23 protein-coding genes and 1 pseudogene are annotated in these 26,601 nt (G+C 37.1%); 20 read left to right on the forward strand and 4 right to left on the reverse strand.

What is annotated here, in order from left to right:
• The first annotated feature begins 17 nt into the window (after positions 1 to 17).
• From KHA93_RS19550 to KHA93_RS19560, 3 genes are all read left to right on the forward strand, one after another.
• Positions 18 to 1,208 carry a bifunctional 3,4-dihydroxy-2-butanone-4-phosphate synthase/GTP cyclohydrolase II gene (locus tag KHA93_RS19550; RefSeq protein WP_213112240.1) on the forward strand — a complete coding sequence of 397 codons (1,191 nt, stop codon included), beginning with the start codon at positions 18 to 20 and terminating at the stop codon, positions 1,206 to 1,208.
• A 12-nt stretch (positions 1,209 to 1,220) separates the two neighbouring features.
• The gene (gene ribH / locus KHA93_RS19555) at positions 1,221 to 1,685 is read left to right on the forward strand and encodes a 6,7-dimethyl-8-ribityllumazine synthase (RefSeq protein WP_213112241.1); all 465 of its coding nucleotides are present in this window, start codon (positions 1,221 to 1,223) and stop codon (positions 1,683 to 1,685) included.
• A gap of 170 nt (positions 1,686 to 1,855) precedes the next feature.
• Positions 1,856 to 2,836 carry a ketoacyl-ACP synthase III gene (locus tag KHA93_RS19560; protein WP_349772364.1) on the forward strand — a complete coding sequence of 327 codons (981 nt, stop codon included), beginning with the start codon at positions 1,856 to 1,858 and terminating at the stop codon, positions 2,834 to 2,836.
• A gap of 221 nt (positions 2,837 to 3,057) precedes the next feature.
• Here KHA93_RS19560 and KHA93_RS19565 read toward each other — a convergent pair whose 3' ends face one another.
• Positions 3,058 to 3,966 (reverse strand): EamA family transporter, encoded by a 909-nt coding sequence (locus KHA93_RS19565; RefSeq protein ID WP_213112243.1) that lies wholly within the window; start codon positions 3,964 to 3,966, stop codon positions 3,058 to 3,060.
• A 178-nt stretch (positions 3,967 to 4,144) separates the two neighbouring features.
• On the opposite strand from KHA93_RS19565, the gene KHA93_RS19570 reads away from it, so the two are divergent.
• The 3 genes and pseudogenes from KHA93_RS19570 to KHA93_RS19580 all read left to right on the forward strand — a co-directional run.
• Positions 4,145 to 5,131 (forward strand): zinc-dependent alcohol dehydrogenase family protein, encoded by a 987-nt coding sequence (locus KHA93_RS19570; protein ID WP_349772319.1) that lies wholly within the window; start codon positions 4,145 to 4,147, stop codon positions 5,129 to 5,131.
• A gap of 316 nt (positions 5,132 to 5,447) precedes the next feature.
• Positions 5,448 to 5,996 (forward strand): NADPH-dependent FMN reductase, encoded by a 549-nt coding sequence (locus KHA93_RS19575; RefSeq protein WP_213112244.1) that lies wholly within the window; start codon positions 5,448 to 5,450, stop codon positions 5,994 to 5,996.
• Between the two features lie 167 nt (positions 5,997 to 6,163).
• A pseudogene (locus tag KHA93_RS19580) lies at positions 6,164 to 7,729 on the forward strand (IS1182 family transposase); the annotation flags it as partial.
• Positions 7,730 to 7,837: 108 nt separating this feature from the next.
• Here KHA93_RS19580 and KHA93_RS19585 read toward each other — a convergent pair.
• Entirely contained in the window at positions 7,838 to 8,584 is a 747-nt protein-coding gene (locus tag KHA93_RS19585) for a DUF3784 domain-containing protein (RefSeq protein WP_213112245.1), read from the reverse strand.
• A gap of 121 nt (positions 8,585 to 8,705) precedes the next feature.
• On the opposite strand from KHA93_RS19585, the gene KHA93_RS19590 reads away from it, so the two are divergent.
• The 5 genes from KHA93_RS19590 to KHA93_RS19610 all read left to right on the forward strand — a co-directional run bounded on the left by KHA93_RS19590 (position 8,706) and on the right by KHA93_RS19610 (position 12,610).
• A complete protein-coding gene (locus KHA93_RS19590) occupies positions 8,706 to 9,698 on the forward strand; it encodes a D-alanyl-D-alanine carboxypeptidase family protein (protein WP_213112246.1) in 993 nt (330 codons plus the stop codon).
• A gap of 108 nt (positions 9,699 to 9,806) precedes the next feature.
• Positions 9,807 to 10,727, forward strand: coding sequence for an aldo/keto reductase (locus KHA93_RS19595; RefSeq protein WP_213112247.1), 921 nt, complete (start codon positions 9,807 to 9,809; stop codon positions 10,725 to 10,727).
• Positions 10,728 to 10,951: 224 nt separating this feature from the next.
• The gene (locus KHA93_RS19600) at positions 10,952 to 11,260 is read left to right on the forward strand and encodes a hypothetical protein (RefSeq protein ID WP_213112248.1); all 309 of its coding nucleotides are present in this window, start codon (positions 10,952 to 10,954) and stop codon (positions 11,258 to 11,260) included.
• A 64-nt stretch (positions 11,261 to 11,324) separates the two neighbouring features.
• A complete protein-coding gene (locus KHA93_RS19605; RefSeq protein WP_213112249.1) occupies positions 11,325 to 11,858 on the forward strand; it encodes a hypothetical protein in 534 nt (177 codons plus the stop codon).
• Between the two features lie 143 nt (positions 11,859 to 12,001).
• The gene (locus KHA93_RS19610; protein ID WP_213112250.1) at positions 12,002 to 12,610 is read left to right on the forward strand and encodes a LysE/ArgO family amino acid transporter; all 609 of its coding nucleotides are present in this window, start codon (positions 12,002 to 12,004) and stop codon (positions 12,608 to 12,610) included.
• 6 nt (positions 12,611 to 12,616) lie between these two features.
• Here KHA93_RS19610 and KHA93_RS19615 read toward each other — a convergent pair whose 3' ends face one another.
• Entirely contained in the window at positions 12,617 to 13,153 is a 537-nt protein-coding gene (locus tag KHA93_RS19615; RefSeq protein WP_213112251.1) for a putative ABC transporter permease, read from the reverse strand.
• Between the two features lie 139 nt (positions 13,154 to 13,292).
• Between KHA93_RS19615 and KHA93_RS19620 the strand changes: the two genes are divergently transcribed.
• Entirely contained in the window at positions 13,293 to 13,643 is a 351-nt protein-coding gene (locus KHA93_RS19620) for a VOC family protein (RefSeq protein ID WP_213112252.1), read from the forward strand.
• Positions 13,644 to 13,759: 116 nt separating this feature from the next.
• Here the strand turns inward: KHA93_RS19620 and KHA93_RS19625 are convergent, their stop codons facing one another.
• On the reverse strand, positions 13,760 to 14,677 hold the full coding sequence (locus KHA93_RS19625; protein WP_349772320.1) for a M15 family metallopeptidase: 918 nt from the start codon (positions 14,675 to 14,677) through the stop codon (positions 13,760 to 13,762).
• A gap of 299 nt (positions 14,678 to 14,976) precedes the next feature.
• Between KHA93_RS19625 and KHA93_RS19630 the strand changes: the two genes are divergently transcribed.
• The 8 genes from KHA93_RS19630 (at position 14,977) to pgmB (ending at position 26,578) form a co-directional block, all read left to right on the forward strand.
• Positions 14,977 to 16,797: a PTS sugar transporter subunit IIA gene (locus tag KHA93_RS19630; RefSeq protein ID WP_213113048.1), complete on the forward strand. Its 1,821-nt coding sequence runs from the start codon at positions 14,977 to 14,979 to the stop codon at positions 16,795 to 16,797.
• Positions 16,798 to 16,827: 30 nt separating this feature from the next.
• Positions 16,828 to 19,044, forward strand: a complete 2,217-nt coding sequence (gene bglX, locus KHA93_RS19635) for a beta-glucosidase BglX (RefSeq protein ID WP_213112253.1) — start codon at positions 16,828 to 16,830, stop codon at positions 19,042 to 19,044.
• 124 nt (positions 19,045 to 19,168) lie between these two features.
• A complete protein-coding gene (locus KHA93_RS19640; RefSeq protein WP_349772321.1) occupies positions 19,169 to 20,137 on the forward strand; it encodes a LacI family DNA-binding transcriptional regulator in 969 nt (322 codons plus the stop codon).
• A 172-nt stretch (positions 20,138 to 20,309) separates the two neighbouring features.
• Positions 20,310 to 21,533: a sugar ABC transporter substrate-binding protein gene (locus KHA93_RS19645; protein ID WP_213112255.1), complete on the forward strand. Its 1,224-nt coding sequence runs from the start codon at positions 20,310 to 20,312 to the stop codon at positions 21,531 to 21,533.
• Positions 21,534 to 21,911: 378 nt separating this feature from the next.
• Positions 21,912 to 22,787, forward strand: coding sequence for a carbohydrate ABC transporter permease (locus KHA93_RS19650; protein ID WP_213112256.1), 876 nt, complete (start codon positions 21,912 to 21,914; stop codon positions 22,785 to 22,787).
• Positions 22,787 to 23,623 carry a carbohydrate ABC transporter permease gene (locus tag KHA93_RS19655; RefSeq protein ID WP_213112257.1) on the forward strand — a complete coding sequence of 279 codons (837 nt, stop codon included), beginning with the start codon at positions 22,787 to 22,789 and terminating at the stop codon, positions 23,621 to 23,623. Before KHA93_RS19650 ends, KHA93_RS19655 begins: the two co-directional genes overlap by 1 nt.
• A gap of 23 nt (positions 23,624 to 23,646) precedes the next feature.
• Complete coding sequence (locus tag KHA93_RS19660; protein WP_213112258.1) at positions 23,647 to 25,938, forward strand: glycoside hydrolase family 65 protein; 2,292 nt, start codon at positions 23,647 to 23,649, stop codon at positions 25,936 to 25,938.
• Positions 25,931 to 26,578 (forward strand): beta-phosphoglucomutase, encoded by a 648-nt coding sequence (gene pgmB / locus KHA93_RS19665; protein ID WP_213112259.1) that lies wholly within the window; start codon positions 25,931 to 25,933, stop codon positions 26,576 to 26,578. Before KHA93_RS19660 ends, pgmB begins: the two co-directional genes overlap by 8 nt.
• Positions 26,579 to 26,601 lie beyond the last annotated feature (23 nt).

Here is a 26,601-nt window from a genome sequence, read left to right on the forward strand (position 1 = left end):
AAGGCGGTGTATAGATATTGTTTAATACTATTGAAGAAGCAATAGACGATTTGAAAAAAGGTAAAATAATTATTGTTGTAGATGATGAAGACCGTGAAAATGAGGGAGATTTTTTTGTGCTAGGGGATTACGCTACGCCTGAGAATATCAATTTTATGGCAAGGCATGGACGTGGGTTAATCTGTACACCCATCACGGAACAATTGGCAAAGCAACTTAAATTAACTCCAATGGTTGATGAAAATACGGACAATCATCAAACAGCCTTTACGGTAAGCATTGATCATAAGAACACGAAAACTGGAATTAGTGCATTTGAAAGGTCTGAAACAATAACTAATCTTTTAAATTCAGAATCAATAGGCGAAGATTTCCGTCGACCTGGTCATATTTTTCCACTAGTAGCAAAAGAAAATGGTGTACTTAAGAGACAAGGACATACGGAAGCTGCGGTAGATTTTGCAAATCTTTGTAGTGCAAGCCCTGTAGGTGTCATTTGCGAAATTATGAGTGACAACGGTGAAATGGCGAGAGTACCAGAGCTAATTAAATTGTCTAATGAATTTAATCTGAAGTTAGTAACCATTTCGGATTTAGCTACTTATCGATACAAGCATGATCAACTGGTAAAACGTGAGGCGTCTGTAAAGCTTCCTACTTCATTCGGTGAATTTCAGATGATTGGCTATTCCAATCAGATAGATGGTGAAGATCACGTAGCAATCCTTAAAGGAAGTGTTGGAAAAGATGACGTTCCTCTTGTTCGTATTCATTCTGAGTGTTTGACAGGTGATATTTTTCATTCAAAACGCTGTGATTGCGGCCCTCAATTAGTTCAATCATTGGCTATGATTGAAGAAGCAGGACAAGGAGTCATTCTTTACATGAGTCAAGAAGGCAGGGGCATTGGATTAATTAACAAATTAAAAACTTATGAGCTGCAAGAGCAAGGTTACGATACGGTTGAGGCGAATGTAAAATTAGGATTTCCGCCAGAAATGCGTGAGTACGGGCTATGTGCTCAAATGCTCCGTGATCTTGGTATATCACAAGTACGCTTAATGACGAACAATCCGGAGAAGATTGAAAGTTTGACAAAATACGGAATAAAAGTTGTGGAGCGAGTTCCTATAGAAATTCCTGCAGTGGAAGAAAACAAACAATATTTAATGACAAAGAAAGAAAAAATGAATCATATTTTAGCATAGGAGAGATTTAAAATGGGACAAGTATTTGAGGCACAATTAATTGGAACAGGGTTGAAAATAGGGATAGTGGTAGGTAGATTTAATGAATTTTTAACAGGAAAATTATTGGGCGGTGCTTTGGACGGCTTGAAACGCCACGGTGTTTCCGAGGAAGATATTGATGTAGCTTGGGTGCCAGGTGCTTTTGAGGTTCCTTTTATTGCGAAAAAGATGGCGGAAACAAAAACGTATGATGCCATTATCGGTCTAGGGACCGTAATCCGTGGATCCACGTCTCATTATGATTATGTATGTAATGAAGCAGCAAAAGGTATAGCTTCTGTAGGTTTATCAACAGGTGTACCTGTAATTTTTGGCATTGTGACAACAGAAAACATCGAACAAGCCATTGAGCGCTCGGGGACAAAGTCAGGCAACAAAGGTTACGATGCTGCAGTATCAGCGATTGAGATGGCTAATTTGAATCGTTTATTTTAACATTGTTCGATTTAAGTTAGACTACGATTAAAAATAGACAGAAGGATTTCATAAACAATCAATAAACAATTGACTATATCCATGAGGGTATAGTTTTTTTGTTCAATTAATTATTACCAGGTACTAATACTTGGTGTTATAATAGAAGCAAAAAGGAGTGAAATCGTATGATTCCATCTAAAGCTCGGATAACCGCCATTGGTACCTACGTTCCTGAGAAGAAATTAACAAATGAAGATTTGGAAAAAATGGTTGATACAAATGATGAATGGATTGTACAGAGGACAGGAATGAAGGAAAGAAGAATTGCAGGTGAAGAGGAATTTGCATCCCACTTGGCGTATAAAGCAATAGAAAATTTGATTGAGAAATATAGTAAGGATGTAAAAGACGTTGATTGTATCATAGTTGCCACGACCACATCAGACTATGCGTTTCCTAGTGTTGCCTGTCAAATTCAAAATCACTTTAAAATTCCTTGTACAGGAGCATTTGACTTGAATGCTACGTGTGCGGGCTTTACGTATGGTTTGCATCTAGCCAATAATTTAATAACTGCAGGAGCCCATAAAAAAATATTAGTTGTAGCAACGGAAACTTTATCAAAAGTGACTGATTATGAAGATAGAACAACTTGTATTTTGTTCGGAGATAGTGCTGGGGCTATGCTAGTCGAGTATGATAATGAAAATCCTAGTTTCTTGGCCGCTCATATGGGAGCAAATGGTGAAGGGGGCATTCATGTTTACCGTACATCATTTTCAACAACGATGGACGGAAAACCATTAAGCGATTCAGGAAAAATCGTTCAAAATGGCAGGGAAGTATATAAATGGGCATCGCGAACTGTACCAGAAGGAATTCAAGCATTAGTAGGTATTGCTCAGTTAAATATAGACAATATTGATTGGTTCATCCCCCATAGTGCTAATTTAAGAATGATTGAATCAATTTGTGAAAAATCAAATGTTTCGATAGAAAAAACATTAACGAGTGTGAAGTACTTTGGAAATACCTCATCTGCATCTATTCCTTTAGCTCTTAACCTTGGCATCGAAGACGGTAAAGTGAAAAATGGGGATACATTATTACTTTACGGTTTTGGTGGAGGACTTACACATTTAGGTCTATTGTTAAAATGGAACCTATGAAATAGATAAAGACTCTTTTCTTAAACTTTGTTTTTTTCGTGATGAAAATCTTATATACATCCTCATTGGGGTTAGAAGTGACTATCCATTTTAAGAAAAGATGCCCCGAATTATGGCTACTTTAGGATTTATTACAGTTTACGAAAGGCAATAATCTATCCGAAAATAGTCCAGATAAAAAAGAGGAAAGGATAAACAATTTCCTTTCCTCAATGTAATATTTATTTTGCTAACTTATTTATCGAAAGTGGATTTGCGCTAGGTTTTGAACTTTGTACATTCCCGAATATAATTCCACCTAGTATTAAAACAACTCCAAACCATTGAGACAAGCCGACATGTTCAGCTAAAATGATTGAAGCCATCGTCACAGCTACTGGAAGCTCGGACGCAGATAAAATTGTTCCAAGACTTGGTCCAACATGAGGCATCCCGATTGAAAATAACAGCGGAGGTAAAGCTACACCGAATAATCCTAGAAATAAACCATATGGAGCAACCCCCATCGCGACATGTATATCTGCTAAAAATACAGGTGGGAATATGGCGCTGGCTGTGATAAAAGCACCTGTAGCTATAAGAGTGCTTCTTTGGACAGGTGGTAATTGCTTTTCGACTGAACCACTTAGAAAAATTGAAACGGTAAAAGTTATAGCTGAGAGTATGCCCCAAACTGAACCTTGCCACGTAACATTTATCCCTTTTTCAACGACAATCCCTGCTGCAAGAACAGAGCCGAGGATTAAGATGATAATTGAAATAATTTTATTGAAATCGGGCTTTTTCTTGAACAAAGCCCAATCTATAAATGTTCCAATCCATACGAATTGAAATAGGAAAATGATCGCTAAAGATGCGTTCAATGATTGTAAAGCTTGGTAATAAAATACACCTGTTAAGCCGAAGGGAAGTCCCGATAATAAAAGTTTCCCTAATTGTTTATATTTCATTTTTTGTTTCTTTGTAAATAGGAAAATCAGCCAAATAAGTAATACGCCAAAAAAGTATTGGCCACCAATTACTTCTGTCACTGAAAAACCAGCTCCATAAGCTAACTTCACAACAGTTGATAGCACTCCGTAAGAACATCCGCCTAAAAACACAATTAAGGCATATTGCCATGTTTTCATATGTTCCATCCTTTCTACACATAAAAAAGCCACGCAACTGTTTTTATACAGTTGTGTGGCGAAAATAGAGAATCTCTAGAAAAGTCCACAAATCATTTTTTAGTATTTAAGTTACGATAATAGTATAAAATTGGCGAGAGGTCATGTCAATGGAAGATGTAAGTAAAAGGAGCTTTTAATGATGGAAGCTAAATGTGTGAAATACTATGATTTTGGCAATCCCCAAGATGTGCTGACAATTGAAAATAGGCATATTCAAAATCCTGGTGCTGGGGAAATTTTTGTTCGAATGATTACGCGTCCAATCAATCCTTCAGATCTAATTCCCATTTATGGATCATATTCACATCGAATTTCTTTACCGGTGATTCCGGGCTACGAAGGTGTTGGTGTTGTAGAAGAAGTGGGTCCTTCAGTACCGAAGGAACTACTTGGTAGGCGTATATTACCACTTCGCGGGGAAGGAACGTGGCAAGAATATGTTCAAGCACCTGCGGAATTGGCAATTCTAATTCCGGATACAATAGATGATTTTACAGCAGCTCAGCTATACATTAATCCTGTCACCGCCTGGATTGTTTGTACGAAAATATTACAGATGCAACCGGGGGAATTTTTACTTGTTAATGCCTGTGGTTCTTCGATCGGTAGAATCTTTGCCCAGTTATCAAACATTCTTGGCTTTAAGCTAATCGCGGTCGTAAGAAAGGACCTTCATATTAAAGAGTTGCTCGAACTTGGAGCTACATACGTTATCAATACATCCGAATCATCACTAGTTAATGAGGTTCGGGAAGTAACGAATGGACGAGGAGTAACGGCTGCAATCGATTCTGTCGGAGGTCAAGATGGCCTAGAATTAGCTTATTGTCTTCAACCTAACGGCAATTTCTTATCAATCGGACTTTTATCAGGTAAACCCGTCGATTGGAAGAAAATCTCTCCATTAGCAAATGTAAAGCTGTTTCATTTGCGTCATTGGAATCAAAAAGTATCTGTAAAAGAATGGCATTATACATTTAATCAGATGATTTCTTTTATTAGCGAAAAAAGATTGACACTCATGACCCCATGCAATCATTACGACTTAATGCATGTAAAAGAAGCAGTCCGTGCAGTTCAATCCCATGATAAAAATAGAGGAAAAGTATTCTTGAACAGTTAATTATTTCAACGTTGATAACGGATTACAAATGAGCCATCCATCGTGCCCGTAAAGAAGAAAAAACGAACTCTTAGGTCTTTGAAGCAATTATTGTGACAATATGCAAGAAAACTTGACTCTGAGGTCACTATGAAAAAACCAATGTGCTTGTAAATTAGAGAACGGATAACTTTTATTGGATGTAAATCACAAAGCTTGACATTCCCGGATTGTATAAATATAATTACTTACATAAAGTAACCAACTGATAATACTCAAGCGAGTGTTATGTTCGTTAGTACTTTATCATCAAAGAGTCATTTAGGAGGAAAAATACATGGCACAAGAAAAATTAAACATCGGAATTATTTTAGGAAGTACTCGTCAAGGACGCGTTAGTCCACAGGTTGGAGAATGGGTAAAAGGGATCGCTGATAAGCGTGAAGATGCTAATTACGAGATCGTAGATATAGCAGAATATAAATTGCCATTTTTAGGAGAAGGTACTGGTACCGAACCAGGATTACAAGCTTGGAATGAAAAGCTTGCTAGTTTAGATGGATTTGTTTTTATTGTTCAAGAATACAACCACAGCATTACAGGAGCTTTAAAAAATGCTTTGGATTCAGCTCGTGATGTATGGTATAACAAAGCTGCTGGAATCGTAAGTTATGGTTCTACAGGTGGAGCTCGTGCAGCTGAACATTTACGTGGAATCTGTGGAGAATTGAAAATTGCTGATGTTCGTACACATCCAACACTATCATTATTTACAGACTTTGAAAACTTCAGTGAATTCAAACCAGCTGAGTTACATCTACAAAATGTAAATACTATGCTTGAAGAAGTTGTTTCTTGGAGCGGCGCGTTAAAAACAGTAAGATAAATACAAAATAAGGAGGTTGGGACAAAACTCACCTCTGAATGAAAAAGCCGGAGAAATTTTACAACGAGTAAAATTTCTCCGGCTTTGAATATTTTTGCAATAAAATAAGGACAACTTCTGATAAAATTAAGTTACCACACCAAATCTAATCAGAAAGAAGTGTCCTTATGTTTAAAAATTATAACATGAATCAAATAGTTTTGCCTTTAGATTTAGAAGTAAAATTACAAAGTAATGATATTGCCTTCCATATCCATCATTTAGTTGAAAGTATTCCTCATGAAGCGTTCGAACCATTTCTACGAAATGAGGGCTGTCCTGCCTATCACCCACGCATGATGCTTAAACTTATCTTATGTGCCTATTCGCAATCTGTCTTCTCAGGGCGCAAAATTGAAGCCCAATTAAAAGACAGTATCCGTATGATGTGGCTGGCTCAAGGGTATGAACCGAGCTACCGCACAATCAACCGATTCCGTGTTCAAGCAGAAGTGAAAGAATTAATACGCCAATGTTTCGTCCAATTCCGTTGCCAATTGATCGAAGAAAAACTTATCGATCAAGAAGCTGTTTTTATTGATGGTACAAAGATAGAGGCAAATGCGAATAAATTTACCTTTGTATGGAAGAAATCTATCGAAAAGTATCATATTGGATTAATTGAAAAGTCAAATGAACTATACAACGAGTTACTTGAAAAAGAAATTATACCTGAAATTGAACGAGAAAGTGAAGAACAGTTATCACTTGAAGAACTTACTCAATTAGCCAAAAAGGTAGACGATGTCGTTACTGAGTATGACAAAAGAATCGGAGATTCTTCAGATGTAGAAGAACGTAAAGTTTTAAGAAATAAGCGGAAATTCCCGAAACAAGCACGGAAACAATTAATGGATTATATTGTTCGAAAACAAAACTATCAACGAGACTTTGAAATCTTTGGCGAACGAAATAGTTATTCAAAGACGGATCACGATGCGACATTTATGCGCATGAAAGATGATTATATGAAAAATGGTCAATTGAAGGCAGGCTATAATGTACAAGTCGCAACAGAGGGTCAATATGCGCTTGCCTATAATCTATTTTCAAATCCCACAGATACACGTACATTAATCCCTTTCTTAGACACAATTGAGGAAGATTATTTTAAGTTACCAAAGCATATTGTCGCAGATGCAGGTTATGGTAGTGAACAGAATTATGATGATGTCATTTCGAATCGTAAACGAGAAGCTTTAATTACGTATGGCATGTACCTCAAAGAGCAAAAGAAAAAATATAAACAAAACGAATTCAATCCAGACAACTGGCATTATGATAAAGAAAACGATACATACACTTGCCCAAATCAACAAAGCGTAGTTTTTAAATATCATTCTGTACGTATGGATAAAACAGGCTTCAAACGAGAGTTTAAGATCTATGAATGTGAAGACTGTTCAGGCTGCCCTTTCCGTTCATCATGTACAAAAGCAAAAGAGGGAAATAATCGAAAATTAATGGTGAATGAGAAGTGGGAACAACAAAAAGAATATGTGAGAGCGAAGCTTTCAGAAGAAAAAACGAGTTCCATCTATCGTAAACGAAAAATCGATGTGGAACCAGTTTTTGGATTCTTGAAGGCTAATTTGCGTTTCACTCGATTTTCTTTACGAGGAAAATCGAAGGTTGAAAACGAAATGGGTCTAGCGTTAATGGCTGTGAATTTACGAAAATTCGCAGCCAACAACTAAGAATGAATAAGCATTAATATAGAAAATAGAAAAAAGCGAAATTAAGTACGCTCAATTTCGCTTTTTTCGTTAATTGAAGCTAGTTATGTCCCAGCCTCTTTTAAATTACTTATTATTTTCCCAAACTTTAAGTAGAGACTCATAAATATTTTTCGTATCTTCACTATTTTTTCGATTTAAAATTAAGTAGTCCTTTTTTGTAGTTACATATAAATAAGGTTTGTTTTTCCCATTCACAAATAATAAGCCACTACCGTACGGTTCTTCTAATTGAAAACGACCCTTTAACTGACCAGATGCTGCAAAGCCATTTGACTTCATAATCACTTCCGGAAGTTCTTCTAACAGTTCAACGGACGTTATATCCTCGATGGTCCATTCGACTCCGTACATTCCCGATATTTTGAAGTTTTCTTGATTAACAGTAACCTCGTTGTCTACCCAGCCTGCGATTGTGAGGCCGCCAACTAATGCAATGGTTACAGCCATGATCCCTCCTGTAATCCAGTACATTTTCTTACGTTTGTGAGGGACTTCGTATTTTTGCATCCAAATGAGGCCGCCAAGCAAAGCAAGTAAAAAGATGGCAAGGCCAATCTCAAAACCATATGGGATAGGTAGCAGCCCTGCTATAAACGTTGCTGCAAACAAATAAAACGTTATTTTGAAAATATTCCCAAGCGCCTCCATGTACCCATTTTGAATTAAATATTCCTGTTCTTCTTTCGGCCTGTTCAAAAAACCAGAAATGAGGCTATATTCCTTTTTCTTCACGATTAAATACGTTAAGCCACCGTGAATAATCAATGCCCAGCCCATTACGATTATAAAAATAATTGTACCAGTACTCATACTCAACACCATCGCTATGCCATATTTCCTATTTATACGAAATCGTTTAATAAAAAGTTTCATCCAAAAAATGAAATTTTTGCTATAGTGGATATGACAATCTGTATCTCGGGAGGTTTTCATGAGGCAATCTAAAAAAATTACTATACTAATCTTGTTGTTAATGATTGGATGTGGCCTGTATTTTTTCATAAAATCGGCAAACGAATCAAATACTCAATTGCCCGTCAGTTTTTTGCCACTTCAACAACATGAGGTAGAGTCGAAAGAATTTTCGATAAAAGTCATTCATCCGTTAACGGAAATGAATATAAATGCAAAAGCTGCTATGTTGATTGATACGAGGGATGGAAGTATTCTTTATGAAAAAAATAGCGATGAACCTTTCCCTACTGCAAGTATGTCGAAGATGATGACGGAGTATTTGGTGTTGGAAGCAATAAAAGAAGGTAAACTTGCTTGGGAGCAATCCATTACAGTCAGTGATTATGCATATACCATTTCCAATACCCCTGGTTTCGCTTCAGTTCATTTACAAAAAGATCAATCGTATACGATTCGCGATTTGTTTCATGCAATGGCCATTCATTCGGCAAATGGTGCGACGATTGCATTAGCGGAGACAGTTTCAGGCAGTGAGAAAGATTTTGTTGAGAAAATGAATGGAAAAGCAAAAGAACTTGGTTTGAATAATTCAAAGTTTGTAAACAGTACAGGCCTAAATAATGAAGATCTTGGAGAATATTATTCTACTGGCGCACCACAAGATGCTAATGAGATGTCAGCAAAAGATTTAGCGATTTTAACGAGATCTTTAATTACTCAATTTCCAGAAATTCTTAATGTTTCATCAACACATAAATTAACATTTGGTGATCAAACTTACATTAATACAAATTTGATGTTGCCGGGAAACAATGAACAAGTAAGCTTCGAGGGAGTGGATGGTCTTAAAACAGGTTTTACAGATGAAGCAGGCTATTGCTTTTCGGGTACTGTGGAAAGAGACGATATCCGGCTTATTTCTGTAGTCATGGGAACACAGACATCTTTAGAACGTTTCATTGAGACAAAGCGGCTTTATGAGGCTAGTTTTGGTCAATTGGAAAATTAACACTGTAAACGTAAACTATCAATACCAAAAACTAGTGGAAAGGCTTTCCGTTATGGTATAAATATAGTATGAAAGCATTACCAAAATATGAGTGTAGGGGTGTTGTTTGTGAAGTATAGACGCTTAGGAAAAACGGATTTAAATGTTTCCGTCGTCGGGGTTGGCACTTGGCAATTTGGTGGTGACTGGGGTAAGGATTTTAACCAAGATGAGGCAGATGCGATTCTGACACGTGCTAAAGAATTGGGGATAAACTTGATTGATACGGCTGAATGTTATGGTCCCCATCATATGTCAGAGCGTTTTATCGGCGATTTCCTTAAACGCGACCGACGCGAAGATTGGGTAGTCGCTTCCAAGTTTGGTCACAAGTGGCACGACCATTGGGAACATGCATGGAGTGTTGATGCCATTCGCGTACAACTGGAGGAATCCCTAAAAGCGTTGCAGACTGATTATATCGACCTTTATCAATTCCACTCTGGCTCAGATGAAGATTTTGATAACGATGATTTGTGGACGATGTTGGACAAGCAAGTACAAGCAGGCAAAATTAGAAACCTAGGCATCTCGATTGGAAGTAACGCTAATATTTATCAAACATCTAAAGCAACTGAGGTAAATGCGAAAGCGATCCAAGTTGTTTATAACCGAATTGATCAAGTCCCTGAAAAGGAAGTTTTCCCTTCTTGTATTGAACAAGACTTAGGTGTACTAGCTCGTGTTCCTTTGGCTAGTGGATTTTTAAGCGGTAAATACAAGCCTGGAGCTGTTTTCAGTGATAATGTTAGAAAAGGACGTAACCGTGATGAAGTAGACGAAAAACTTCGTCTCGTAGAGGAAATCCAAAAAAATGAAGTGCCTGAAGGTGTCAATATGGCTGAATGGGCGTTGGCGTGGTGCCTGAATCATCCAGCTGTTACATGTGTAATTCCTGGCTGTAAGAGCCCGGAACAAGTGGAAGTAAATGCAAGAGCAGCATCGCTTGATATAGTAAAAGAGGATCATCCAGCTGCAGTGAGGATATAATTGTATCTTACAAGACATGAAAATATGCAGTCCTGTGAATTGCCACAGGGCTGCATATTTTTTTAAAAGTGAAGAGCCATTATTTATTCATTACTTGTGGGACAATGTATCTAGTGCATAACACTTTTAAGCTATAAGAGAATGAACGGCCAGTAAACAATGATGATTGGCCAGTAAAGTGGAGATGCCTGCAAGTAAACTGGGACGAGTGGACAGTAAAGGAGATGCCGGCCGGTAAACTGGGACGAGTAGCCAGTAAAATAGAGATACCAGCCAGTAAACCTAGTCGAGCGGCCCGAAAAGTAGAGATACCATCCAATCAACACGCTATGAGCGGAATCGGAAGCAGTTTTTATTTATTTTTATTTCTTGGATTTCTTTATATGGCCATAACTTTGGAGCCTAGTAACCCTGAAAACGATACGTTTATGGCATTCATTGGTCTTGTGCTTGCCATGTTTGTTTCTGTAGTCGCTATGATAGTATGTTTTATCCTTACAGGATTAATAAATTTACAAAAACGTGCTATGTAAAAAATACTGTGCAGAATATTTCCGGTGCATCATATACTTGTACAAAAACGCCGGAGATGATACAGTGTCTAATTCCTTAATCCTGTTGTCTTTTCTTTTGTTCGTCTTTTCAGCTGGAGCTGGAATTTCAGCTTTTATTGTGAGAAAGAAAGTGAGCAAGATGCACGGAATGTTGTTTACTATGTCTATTGCCATGGGAATTGGATTATTTATAGGAACATTAATGGGGATATTATTTCAAAGCAATATGTTCTTGGCCACTGTGATCGGAATGGGAGTCGGCTCAATAATTGGAATTGTTATAGGAATATGTTTTTCATTTCTAGCTGTTTTTGAGGGATTTCTCTCTGGAATCATGGCAGGGATGATGGGAGCCATGCTAGGAGTGATGCTGAAACCAGCTGATTGGGATCGAATCATTATGATCATGTTTACAATTGTCGTATTTATCAGCTTGATGATTCTTTTTGAAGTTATTACGTATGTTAAAAAACAGAACCTTCTTATTAGCATCCTTCAAAAACCATATTTAGTCGGTCCAATATTTTTTCTTCTATGCTACATCCTATTTTTACAAGCCCCTTTTTTCAAGGGGTGATTTTCTTAGTTAATGAAAAAATATTTTATTCATCGTGGACTCTCTTTTGCAGGGAGTCTATTTTCATTCATTTGAACGAATTTTTATTTACATGATAAAATGACTTATTCATATATTGGAATGGTTTAGGAGTGTAAGTTGAAATGTTGTTAGCTATTTTTCACGGAATTGCATTAGCTTTTGGACTCATACTACCTCTTGGGGCACAGAATATATTTGTATTTAACCAAGGGGCATCACAAACAACTTTTAGAAGGGTATTGCCTGTAGTGTTAACAGCTTCACTGTGCGATTCTTTCCTCATTTTATTTGCTATTTTAGGAGTTTCCGTCGTTGTGTTAACGATTCCTATTTTGCAAACCATATTATTTGTAATAGGATTGCTTTTTCTTCTTTATATGGGGTGGGTTATTTGGAAAAGTAAACCTACAAAAATGAATAAAAAAGAAAAAGCAATGTCACCTAAAAAGCAAATGATGTTTGCTATGTCAGTTTCATTGCTTAATCCTCACGCTATCCTTGATACGATCGGTGTCATCGGAACGAATTCACTTAGCTATAGTGGTCTTGATAAAATTGCTTTTACTGCCTCAACCATTTTAGTGTCATGGCTATGGTTTTTTGGACTTGCCATTGCAGGAAAAAAGCTAGGAGACATAGATATCGAAGGAAAGCTGCTCAATACGATTAATAAAATTTCCGCTATTATGATTTGGGGAGTAGCTTTATACATAGCCTATCTGCTATTTTAGTACATTCTATCGCTGAATTTGTTCTACCAAATCCTCGTGCTTTGATGAATGTTTGAGGGTAGCGTATATAAGGTCTACGATGAAATATAAAATAACAAAAGGAAATAACCAAATCCAATATGGTTGCAAAACTCCATAAATGTCAGTCAATAATGGTTGAATAAATTTTAATACGAAAAGGGAAAGAAAAGTCCAATATATTGAGAATAATAAGCAGATGTGACCATGTAATTGGAATGGATGTCCCGAGTAGTCCCACCATCTACGACGAAAGAAAGTGTGAAGGAGCAGGCCACTCGTATACTCCACAAATGTAGGAATACATAAGCAATATAATAAAATGATTGACCAATGAGTATCCTTTGCAATCAAAGCAATTAATAGTAGTGGCGCAAAACCGTACATTGGTTTAAATGGGCCTCTCAAAAAATTTTCTTTGAAAAACCTTTTTTCAGTCATAAAGTTATACGTATTCTCTAGCAACCATCCTAGAAATGAGTAGATAGTGAAATAAAAAACTAATGCCACAAACCCTAAATTCATTTCGATTATCCTTCCTTTTTTTAGTATATATTTAGCTAAAATTTCCTTATTATGCAAAATACTGAGAAGAATATGAAGGAATTATATCGAACATGTAGAAACTTTTACGTAATAAAACTTTATGGGGTAGGTGCTCGAAATGGGTAGAGTAATCGGATTTGAACTCAATAGTCAAGATCCTGAAAAAGCGGCTGAATTTTATTCTAAAGTATTTGGATGGGAAGTAGCTGAGCCACACTGGGATTATCGAGAAGTCGCTACAGGAAGTGGTGTGAAAGGTATAGACGGTGGAATTGCTAAAGGTCCGCATGACTATCCATTTGGAACTAGAATACAAATTGAAGTTGAATCAATGGATGAGTCTATCGCCAAGGCCGTTGAAAATGGGGCTATGATTGTAAGGGATAAGATGGAATTTGATGATTTTTATTTGGCGTATTTAGTGGATCCTACGGGGCTCGGAATCGGTCTTATTGAAAACAAGAGATAAGTCTTTAGATAAGGTTTGGAATATTTTCGCTTATGAGGAAGGGCTCATGAGCTTTTCATAAATACATAAAAAGCAGATCCTGGGTTAAACCCAAGATCTGCTTATTTTACTTTAGACTATTTATTTCCGCTAACAGGAATAGCTGAGTCAAAATACTCTTCTAATGTGATATTTTTTTCAAAAGTTTCTTTTGCAATGTCAATGCCAACATAACGCATATGCCATGGCTCATATTGATATCCGGTAATATGTTCTTTTCCTTTCAGGTAACGAACGATATATCCGTATTCGTGAGCATGCTCAGTCAACCAATTTGCTTCGGGTGAACCTCCAAAACAATCCATTGCGGCACATTTGCCGTTGATGCCTGATACATCCATTGCTAACCCGGTCTGGTGTTCGCTATGACCTGGATTTGCACTATATCGCTCCGCTGCTGCCTTTCCGTCCCTTTTCACATAGCTGTTATACAGTATTTCTTGTGTAGCTTGTGAGCGATATCCTGATGCTCCAGCTAATAGAATCCCATCTTTTTCAGCACCTGCGAACATTTTCTCTAATGCTCTTGCTGCCTCTTTCCGCATTTTATTTTTATCAAAATTGCCTCTATTAATAAACCGGACATTAGGGATCACTAAATCTTCCGGCGCGTAATGATCAGGAAGTTTATTTTGTTTATTGACGAGTACCGCAATTGCCTCGGGTTGACTTATAACGTGAATGGCATTTTCATTTTCTTTATTAGTTTGCTCTAGTTTATTGCTCTTATTATCACTAGAATCCTCTTTGGGTTCAACTGCCTTTTCTTCTTTGTTTTTATCCTTTGTGTTTTGTTTTTCTTCTGGAGATGAATTATCCTTCGTAGCCTCTCTGTGATTTTTTATTGATTCGGAAGTTTTAGCTCTGCCATTTTCATTAGAAACGATATTTGATCGATCTTGATTTCCTCTTTGAATTAAGCTACAACCGCTTTGAAGACTAACAACCATGACCACTAGAAGTATCGTCAAAATACGTATAGGGGTTGAATTCACTTTTAGCTTTCCTCCTACTTGGTGGGAAAATGTCTTACACTTTAGAATAACACGTTATTTTGGACTATCTCTATAGGAATATTATCAGTTTTTCAACATGTTCTTGTCATACATACCCGAAAAGGAGATTTAATAATCTATCGGTAGTAACCTGTGCTTGTTCGGAAGCAAATCCCACCTTTACGGTAATAAATCTAATAAAATCGGTAGTAAAGTCTATAAAATAAAAATCATGATTGATAGAAGAAGATATCTGCCGTAACATTAAAGATGCAATGATGGATGGGGGAAAGTGGCAAATGAGCCAATTTAATATAAAAATAGCAATTCAGAAGCTAGGAAATGTTTTAAGTTCGATGGTCATACCAAATATTTCAGCTTTTATTGTATGGGGTCTTTTTGCAGCTCTGTTTCTGCCGGCAGGACTTTTTCCAAATGAACATCTCTCTACTATAGCCCATATGATGATCACGTATTTACTACCGCTATTAATAGCATATACAGGTGGTAAATTAGTATATGATCAACGTGGAGCGGTTGTTGGTTCGATGGCTGCGGCAGGTGTGATTGCCAGTGCCGACATTCCGATGATTATAGGAGCTATGATCATCGGTCCACTGGGAGCCTTTTTAGTAAAAAATATAGATCGTATCGTTGAAGGAAAAATAAAATCCGGTTTTGAAATGCTAGTTAATAATTTCACAGCAGCAATCATTGGCGGGTTACTCGCCATTGTAGCATTTTTTACGATAGGTCCAACTTTCACCATAGTGACAAAGACTCTTACGACCGGAATCTATTGGCTGACAGAAACAGGATTGCTTCCTTTTACAAGTATTTTGATAGAACCAGCAAAACTATTATTTTTAAATAACGCACTCAACCATGGGTTATTATTGCCAATCGGGATTGAACAAGTGGTGGAGACCGGAAAATCCATTCTTTTTCTAATGGAGGCAAATCCAGGACCTGGCGTTGGTGTTTTACTAGCTTATAGCTTATTTGGGAAAGGCACGTCCAAACATACAGCACCAGGAGCGGCGCTTATACAATTTTTTGGCGGGATACATGAGGTATATTTTCCATATATATTCATGCGCCCATTGTTAATTGTAGCTGTTATCTTAGGTGGAATATGCGGGATTGCAACATTTGTTTTTTTGGGGGGAGGAGTGTATAGCCCTATATCACCGGGCAGTATTGTTTCCATACTAGCTTTGACTCCTCATCATACTAGCGCATATATAGCAAATCTTGCCGGAGTATTAATCGCTGGAATGGTGTCCTTTCTCATCTCAATCCCCATACTGAAAACGGTTAAAGATGAAGAATTAGAGGATGCCGATCTAGTCCCAAGCATTCCTGTTGTCAATAAAATTTACTTTGCTTGTGATGCAGGGATGGGTTCAAGCGTAATGGGGGCCTCACTTCTTCGAAAAAGAGTACAAGATATAGATGCAAATATAGAAGTTTTACATTCTGCGATCAACGACCTTCCTTTGAATGCTCAACTTGTCATTACGCAGAAGGAGTTGACGGAAAGGGCTAAAAAGAAGGCGCCAAACGCGTATCATATATCAGTTGATCATTTCTTATCAAGTCTAGAATACGACCAATTAATGGAACATCTGCAAAATAATAATAGGAAGGATACGATGATGATTATTGAAAAACAGCCTAAGTCAGAAATCAATCTACTTTTAGAAGAAAATATTTTTTTAAATCAAGAGTTTACTAGTAAGGGAGAGGCCATTCGTTTTGCTGGCAACGCTTTAGTGCAAGCAGGATATGTTAATGAAAGCTATATAGATGCCATGATTGAAAGAGATGAAATGCTTTCGACGTATATGGGGCATGGCGTGGCTATCCCACATGGTACGGAAGAGGCGAAGGAGGATGTCTTATATTCTGGAATCACGGTCATTCAGGCACCAAAGGGAGTGGATTTCAATGGCCAAAAAGCTCAACTGATATTTGGAATCGCTGGCAAAGACGGTACTCATCTTGAAATCTTATCTAGAATCGCAGTGGTGTGCTCGGATTCTGATAATATCGAAAAAATGCTCGAGGCTAAAACGGTCAATGAAATTATACGTATTTTGTCCATAGATGATCAATAACATTAAATTTATAAAATAGGAGGGTTGACGATGAATCAAGCTAAATTAAATGAATTTATATCGAACATGACGTTAGAAGAAAAAATTGATCAATTGTTGCAGTTAACGGGGGATTATTATAAGGGGTCTGATATTAGTACAGGACCTTCTAGCTACATGAAATTTGAAGAAGATACTGTGAATAATACAGGATCAATTTTAAATGTATTAGGTGCGAAAAAACTAAAACAGATCCAAACGGAATACTTGGAAAAGAATCGCCACAAAATCCCTTTGCTTTTTATGGCGGATATCATTAACGGCTATAAAACTATTTTTCCGATCCCGCTTGGACTTGGTAGTACATTTAATCCAGATTTGGTGCAAGAGAGTGCTGCAGTTGCTGCGAAGGAATCTGCTGCTTCAGGATTACATATTACTTTTTCACCAATGGTTGATTTAGTAAGAGACCCGCGTTGGGGAAGGGTGATGGAGTCAACTGGGGAAGATGTGTATTTGAATGGTCTTTTTGGTGCAGCGATGGTGAAAGGCTATCAGGGTGATTCCTTATCCGAAGAAGGTACACTTGCAGCCTGTGTAAAACACCTTGCCGCGTACGGTGCTCCAGAAGGTGGCCGTGACTACAATACAGTGGATATGTCTGAAAGAACATTAAGGCAGCAATATTTACCGGCATATAAAGCTGCACTTGATGCAGGATGTGCAATGGTAATGACAGCATTCAACACGGTTGATGGAATCCCTGCGACAGGTAATAAATGGTTAATGAGAGATCTTTTGAGAGATGAGTGGGGCTTTGAAGGTGTATTGATTTCAGATTATGCCGCGATTGCAGAACTGATGGCACATGGTGTAGCTGAAGATGGAGAAGAGGCGGCGAGACTTGCAATTGAAGCGGGCGTCGATATTGATATGGTTACACCTGTATATGTTCATAATTTGAAAAAGTTGGTCGAAGAAGGAAAAATTTCGGAGCAATTGATCGATGAATCTGTGATGCGTGTCCTGCAATTGAAAAATCAATTAGGGCTCTTTGAAAATCCGTATCGTTTCGCGGATGAAGAAAAAGAAAAGGAATTAATTTTATGTGATGAACACCGTAGCTTAGCGAGAAAAATTGTAGGTGAATCATTAGTCCTTTTGAAAAATGAAGGTGCTCTACCTTTAAGTAAAAATAACCAGAACATTGCCTTTATAGGTCCGTATGTAGATAATAAAGCGCTAAGTGGTTTATGGTCCATCCATGGGGATACAGATCAAGTAGTCACATTAAAAGAAGCAGTATTGGAAAAAGTTGAAGGGTCACAATTTAGCTTTGCAAAAGGCAGTGAGATTTTAGATCCAGATACGAAAATTAGTGGATTCGCAAATGTGGTAGAACAAAAGGAATTCGATCCAAAAGCGGCTGAGGCTGATTTAAAGGAAGCGGTAGAACTTGCTCGTAAGGCTGATGTTGTCGTTCTTGCGTTGGGCGAGCATTTTATCCAAAGTGGCGAAGGCGGAAGTAGGGCGGAAATCACATTACCTGAGATTCAACTAGAATTATTTAGGAAGGTCCATGAAGTTAACCAGAATATTGTAGTCGTTTTATTTAATGGGAGACCACTTGATATAAAAGAAATTAATGAGAAGGCAAACGCAATTGTAGAAGCTTGGTTCCCGGGAACAGAGGGTGGAAACGGGATTGCAGATGTTCTATTTAATGATGTAAATCCTTCTGGGAAATTGTCGATGAGCTTTCCATACAGTGTTGGACAAATTCCTGTTTACTATAATGCTTTTACCACAGGTAGACCTTTAAAAAAGGGAGAGACTGGCCATCGCTTCCAATCAAGATATACAGATATCCCAAATGAGCCATTATTTCCTTTTGGTTTTGGATTATCGTACACAGAATTCGAATATTCTGGCCTAACACTTGATAAGAAGCTACTGTCAGAAAATGAAAAACTAACTGTTTCTATATGGGTAAAAAATATAGGGAAGTATATAGGAAAAGAAACTGTCCAATTATACATCCAAGACTTGGCAGGAAGCGTTGTTCGACCTGTAAAAGAGTTAAAAGCAATCAAAAAGATCGAGCTTCAACCTGGTGAATCAAAAACGTTAGAATTTGATATTACGGAAGAAATACTAAGATTTTATACAGCAAGCATGTCATTTGAAAGTGAAAGTGGCAAATTTAAAGCTTACATAGGTTCCGATAGTGATACAGAATTGTTTGAAGTTTTTGAGCTGAAAAAGTGAAACTGAAAGTAAGAAGGACTCGCCTTTACAAAGGTGAGTCCATTTTACTAAAACAAAAAGTAAATTTTACAAAATATATTTTTTGTGTTTTACTAAAGGCAGAAAATAACTCGAAGCGAGGGGCATGGAATTGGTTGGCATAAAGGACATTGCGAAAATGGCAGGTGTTTCTGTTTCTACAGTTTCCAACGTGATCAACGGAAGGAAAAATGTTGGAAAAGAAACGAGGGAACGTATTTTACAAATTTGTGAAGAGGTAGGTTACCAGCCTAATTTAATTGGGAAAAGTTTGAAATCGGGAAAAACAAATACGATTGTCTTTAATTTCAGCGATTTTGAAAGAAATTTTTATTTAAAAATTATAAAGGGGATCAATGATTATTTATCTGAAAATGGCTTTGATTTAATCGTATGTACGACAAGTTCTAGCAAAAATTTCATGCGTAATAATTTTGCTAGAGGGGCTATTGTTTTAGATAAAAAAATGGATAATGAATTCCTTGTTTCTGTTGCAGATGAACAGTTTCCAATCGTAGTCATGGATAGAATTGTTAACAACGATTACATTCAAAGCGTAATTGTTGAGAACTATACTGTTATGTCTGAGCTTGTCCAAACCCTCATAAATAAAGGATTCCGTAATTTTGGGTATATTGGCGGGATTGAAAGTTCACTTGATCACCAAGAGCGATTTCAAGCATTTACTGACACGTTGAAGAATAATAATATTCCATTTCAAAGAACTCATTATTATTTTGGTGACTTTACTGAAGAAAGTGGATACCGTGCGGCCAATATTATTACTTTAAGTAACAATCTTCCTGAAATATTAGTTTGCTCAAACGACAATATGGCGATAGGTGCGATGAAAGCATTGAAAGAAAGTAATTATTCTGTACCAGGGGATATTTCTGTTACAGGATTTGATGATGCGACTGCTGCGGAGACATATGAGCTAACTACAGTAGCGATTCCCCGTTATGAGAGTGGCTATTTAGCAGCTAAGGAATTAGTGGAAATGATTCAAGGGACAAGAAATAAAGATATCTTTAAAATTTCAGCAAAAATAAAATGGCGAAATACAGTAAAATAAAAAACTTCATTCGGTAAAAAGTTTTACTAGGAAAACGAATGCACATGCCTATATTTTATTAAAAACCCCCGAAAAAGTGGTAAAAAATAATAAAAAGATAAAATTTATTGACTTTTTTATTACAGGACTTAAAATATAGGTATAACGTTTTATCAAAAAAGGGGGACGCATGATGAAGAAAGCGTTTAGCTTAATATCTATTATTCTACTGATGTCGATGGTCTTATTAGCAGCATGTGGTGGAAAAAACTCAAAAGCTGGAGATAAGATTGTTATTTTTCAATCAAAGGTTGAAATTACCGATCAATTGAAAGCACTTGCGAAGGACTACGAAAAAGAAAAAGGCGTCAAAGTTGAAATTTGGGAAACAACTGGTGATGACTATTATCAACAGTTGAAAACAAAATTATCTAGTAAACAAGGTCCTACGATTTTCACGCTGGGAGGACAAACAGAAGGAGAACAACTTAAGTCATACGAATATGATCTTAGCAATCAAGATTTCATGAAAAATGTTGCTCCTGAAAAAGAGTTAGTAATCGATGGTAAAAAAGTTGGGCTTCCATATGGGATTGAAGGATATGGCCTCGTTTACAACAAAAGCTTAGTAAAAGCTGAAAATGTAAAAGACTATGATTCATTCAATAAAACATTAAAAGATCTTAAAGCTGAAGGCGTTAACGGTCTTGGATTGTCACAAGAAAGCTATTTCTTAATCGCTCATATTTTAAATACTCCATTTGCACTTTTAGATGACCCAGAAGCTTTTATTGAAAAACTAAATAAAGGCGAAGTGAAAATGGCAGATACAAAAGAGTTCCAAGAGTTTGCTAAGTTCATGGAATCCATCAGAGCAGAATCATATAACCCACTTGAATATAACTATGATAAGCAAATTGGGGATTTTGCTACAGGAAAAACAGCTATGATTCACCAAGGAAACTGGGCATATGGAATGTTTAAAGACTATGGTGATTTAGGTTTTGACATGGGTATGCTTCCATTACCATTAATGGGCAATGATAAAATTTCAGTTGGTGTTCCAAGTTATTGGGCAGTAAATGCGGATGCAGACCAAAAAGAAATTGATGCAGCATTAGATTTCTTGAATTGGTTTACAACTAGTGAGACTGGACAACATTATATTGTTGATGAATTTGGATTCATTCCAGCGATGACTAATATCGAAGCGAAAAATTTAGACCCACTTTCAAAAGACCTTTTACAAGCATCTAACTCTGGGAAATCAATTCCTTGGACATTTAATTTATGGCCAGCTGGAATTGTAGATGCGGACCTAGCTCCTGCTACACAGGAATTCTTTATCAATAAAGATATGACGGGTCAACAATTCATAGAGTCTCTTGATGCAGCATGGGCAAATGCGACTAAATAATAAGTTATAAGAATAGCGCAAGCGCTTGTTTATCGACGTACAAACTTCAGGACCCAAGACTTGCTATAAAGGAAACACTCAGCGATGTTGACTTAACGTAGGGAAGAGGAAAAGGAGTTTAAAAGTCTATAGGTGCTTAAGCTAGACAAAATAAAAAGCCTAACATCGAGTATAGCAATAGATGATGTTAGGCTCTTTTATTACATGGACAGATTGCTGATCTTAAAAGTCCCATTTAATAATGGAGTCTTTCATTTCCGACGCATAGCCCCATATGGTTAAAAAACAGTTAAAAATTCCTCAGGTCTTATGTGTATTAAGGCTTCCAAAGATACTTCCGCTATTCTTGTTTCTTAAGAATTTGAAAGAAGGGTTAATATGAAACGAAAAAAAGATAAAGCGTGGTTTGCTTTATTCACCGTGCCAACACTGATTGTCTTTGTGACAGTAGTCATCATTCCTTTTTTTATAGGGATCTATTATTCCTTTTTTAGCTGGGATGGAATTCCGGCAAACCCGAAGATTTTTGTTGGATTTGAAAACTATGCCAAGTTATTTGGAGAAAAACGCTTTTTGACTTCTGCTTGGTTGACAACTAAGTTTACGGTCATGACGCTTATAGCTGTCAACGTCATAGGACTCGGTCTTGCATTACTCGTAACGACAAAATTAAAGGTTCGAAATGTAGCTCGATCGATGTTTTTTATGCCTAACCTAATTGGTGGATTAATTCTAGGTTATATCTGGAAATTTATTTTCTCGGACGCTTTTCTCATCATGGGTGAAGTAACAGGATTTAAGTCCATTTTCTTTAACTGGATGATTGATCCAAAATACTCTTTATATGCAATGGTTATTGTGTTTACATGGCAAATGGCTGGATATGTAATGATCATTTACATTGCCGGAATCGGCTCAATACCGGAAGACGTATTAGAAGCTGCGAAGGTTGATGGAGCGAATTTTTGGCAAAAGCTCACTAAAATTACCTTCCCACTGTTAATGCCATCCTTTACGATTTGTTTATTTTTATCAGTATCAAACTCATTCAAAATATTCGATGTGAACCTCTCGTTAACGGGCGGTGGTCCGAACAATGCTACAGAAATGATGGCAATGAATATTTTTAATGAGATTTTTGGATATAACAACTTCGGTTATGGTCAATCGAAAGCAATTATTTTCTTTATTATTGTTGCTGCGATCACATTGACGCAAGTGGCCATTACGAAAAAGAAAGAGGTTGAAATGTAATGAAGAAAATAGGGAGGTTTTTATTAGGATTCTTAGTTATTGCCCTCGGACTTGTCTATTTGTCACCTATTTATATTATGTTGGTCAACTCTTTCAAAAACCGAGCAGAATTATACGAAAATACTTTAGCTTTACCTTCGTCTTTTGACTTTAAGTATTATGTACAAGCAATGGAGAAAATGGACTTTCTACAGTCATTTTTCAATTCCTTGTTCATAACAATCGTTTCTTGTTTGTTAATTGTACTATTCTCATCGATGACAGCGTGGATGTTAGTAAGAACAAATGATAAGCTCAGTAAAATTATCTTTATGACGTTTGTGGCGACGATGCTTATTCCATTCCAAACTCTCATGATGCCTTTGATGCAATTTATGGGAAAAATCCGAGATGTATTAGGAATCCCGATGCTGAATACTCATGGTGGGTTGATTTTCATGTACATTGGTTTTGGTGCAAGTATGGCCGTTTTCCTGTACCACGGATTTATCAAATCGATTCCAGTGTCATTGGAAGAAGCGGCGCTTTTAGATGGTTGCTCAAAATTCGGGATTTTTTGGAGAATCGTATTTCCACTTCTCAAGCCGATTACCGTTACAGTCATCATCTTAGACGTAATTTGGATTTGGAACGATTACTTACTTCCATCTCTTGTACTTTCTGATCGTGCTTTACGAACCATTCCGCTTTCTACTGCTTCCTTCTTTGGACAGTTTACAATCCAATGGAATTTAGCAATGGCGGGACTTACATTAACAATCATTCCGGTTGTCATTTTCTATGCAGCTGCTCAAAAGCATATTATTAAAGGCGTTGCCTCCGGAAGTGTCAAATAAAATATCCGAAAGGGTTTGTCATAATGAATAAGTATCTGTTTGAAATTAATGATTTTAGTACCGACAATGACGACTTAATGCTTCATGAAACATTATTTCATAACGCAAATGGTTACTTAGGAATACGTTCTAATTATGAAGAAGGATATCCGGAGCGTTACAACTCGATTCGAGGTACGTATATTAACGGATTCTACGATTTTGCAGAAATGAAACAGGCTGAAAAGCTATATGGCTTTGTGGAAGAAAAACAAACGATGGTAAATATCGTGGATACACAAGGAATCAAGCTAGTCATTGATGGGGAAGAATTTAGTCTATTTCAAGGGACTGTTTTAAAAAGCACGAGAACATTGGACATGAGAAAAGGGATTACAAAAAGAACGATTCTTTGGCGTTCACCTAGTAATCGCGAAGTAGAGATCGTCATTACAAGAATGGCATCCTTTACGATGTTGCCTCTGTTTACGATTGATTACAAAGTGACAGCTAAGAATTTTTCAGGTGAAGTAACATTCATTTCTACTCATATCGGCAATGTGCAAAATTATTTTAATCCCGACGATCCGCGAGTTGCTGCGGAAAGCTTTCAGCACATTCATGTTGAAAATACAGAGGTGCAAGATGGTGTTTCCATCATTTCATCGAAAACGTCAAAATCAAATCTGAATGTTTGGTCTGCTGTGAAAAATGAATTGTCAAAAGAGGCAAAAGTTCAACAACATGTTCATCCTCATTCGATAGAATGTGAGATTACAGCAGAGATTGATCAGGACGAAGCAGTGTCACTCTATAAATATACGATTTTGTGTGATTCCATTCGCTATGAAAATGGACAAGAGCAAGCTTTGAAGTTAATGAACGAAGCTACGACAAAGACATTAGTGGGATTATACGAAGAACAAGAAGAGTTTTTAAATCGCTATTGGGAAAGTGCGAGTGTTGATGTAGATGGTGATGATGAGCTAAGCATGGCCATTTATTATAATCAGTACCAACTACTGCAATCTGTAGGAAAAGATCGCTTCAGTAACGTTGCGGCAAAAGGCCTTAGTGGTGAAGGATATGAAGGTCATTATTTCTGGGATACAGAGATGTATATCCAGCCTTTCTTCTTATTAACTCAACCGGATATTGTAAAAAATTTGATTGAATACAGGTACAATATTTTGGATTCAGCAAGAGAGCATGCAAAAATCATGGGCCACAGCAAAGGTGCTTTATATCCATGGAGAACGATTATGGGGAAAGAGTGCTCCGGCTACTACCCTTCCGGCTCAGCGCAATACCATATTAATGGTGATATCGCTTATTCCGTCATTAATTATTATCTCGTTACGAAGGATCTTGATTTTATTGCAGATAAAGGTGCGGAAGTAATATTTGAAACAGCAAGGTTATGGCTTGATGTAGGACATTTCCACGACGGCAAATTTATGATCCACAATGTAACTGGGCCAGACGAATATACTTGTGTTGTGAACAATAACTACTACACAAATACACTTGCTCAGCATAACTTGAAGTGGGCTGTGAAGTTTTACGAGCTTCTAGAGGCGGAAAATCTTACATCATCCGTAATTGAAAAAATCGGCTTGGAACGTAGCGAAATTGAAACGTTTAAACAGGCAGCTGAACAAATGTATTTGCCTTATAATGAGGAAATGGATATTAATCCTCAAGATGATTCGTTTTTATCTAAGAAAGTATGGGATTTTGAAAATACACCAAAAGATAAATATCCATTGCTTTTACATTATCATCCGCTTCATTTATATCGCCATCAAGTTTGTAAGCAGGCGGATACCGTGTTGGCGCATTTTATTTTAGAAGACGCTCAAAGCTTAAGTACAATTGAAAATTCCTTTGCTTATTATGAAAAAATTACAACGCATGATTCATCCTTATCCACTTGCATTTACAGTATTGTCGCGTCGAAATTGAAACAATATGACAAGGCGTATGAGTATTTTGGAGAATCTGCAAAACTCGATTTATTTAATACTCATAAAAATACAAAAGACGGCATCCATACTGCTAATATGGGTGGGAACTATATGGCAATTGTCTATGGTTTCGGAGGTTTGCGTATTAAGGAAAACGGCTTGCATTTTGCTCCTGCCTTGCCAGAAAAATGGACAGGTTACAACTTTAAAGTCCGCTTTGAAGACAGTGTGATTTTTGTGAAAGTCGAAGGCGACAATTGCACATTCTCATTACAAAATGGAAGTGAGAAGTCTATTCATGTTTATGGGAAAACGTATGAACTGAAGGACAGCCTCGTCATTCCGTTGGAGGAGAAGAGTCATGCCTAATAAATGCGCGATTTTTGACTTAGACGGTGTGCTTGTCGATACAGCAAAATATCATTACCTAGCATGGAAAGAACTTGCTGAAAAATTAGGTTTTGAATTTACCCTTGAGCATAACGAAATGCTAAAAGGGGTCTCAAGAATGACCTCTTTGGATATTTTGCTAGAAGTTGGTCATATGAAAGACGCTTTTACAGAAGAAGAAAAAGTAAAAATGGCAACTGAAAAAAATAATCGATATGTCGAATATATTTCCAATATCGATGAATCAGAAATTTTGGACGGTGCCCTTCCTTTATTACAGGAGTTAAAACAAAAGGGAATCAAAATCGCTCTTGGCTCAGCAAGTAAAAACGCCCAAATCATTTTGAAAAATGTGGGGCTTGAAAAATACTTTGATGTGATCGTGGACGGAAATTCAGTTTCTAAGGCGAAACCAGACCCTGAAGTATTTACGCTTGGGGCTAAAACGCTGGGCATTCCTTATGAAGAGTGTGTCGTTTTTGAAGACTCACAGGCAGGTTTGGAAGCAGCTAAAATTGTTGGGATGCTCGCGGTTGGTGTCGGTCAAGAAAAGGATTTAACCAATGCAGATGTCGTGTATTCATCTTTAAAAGATTTTAAGATAGAGCAATACTTTTAAACAAAAAGATCGTAAGGGAGGAA

It is taken from the genome of Lederbergia citrisecunda, assembly GCF_018343695.1.
Taxonomy (GTDB): Bacteria; Bacillota; Bacilli; order Bacillales; family Bacillaceae_C; genus Lederbergia; species Lederbergia citrisecunda.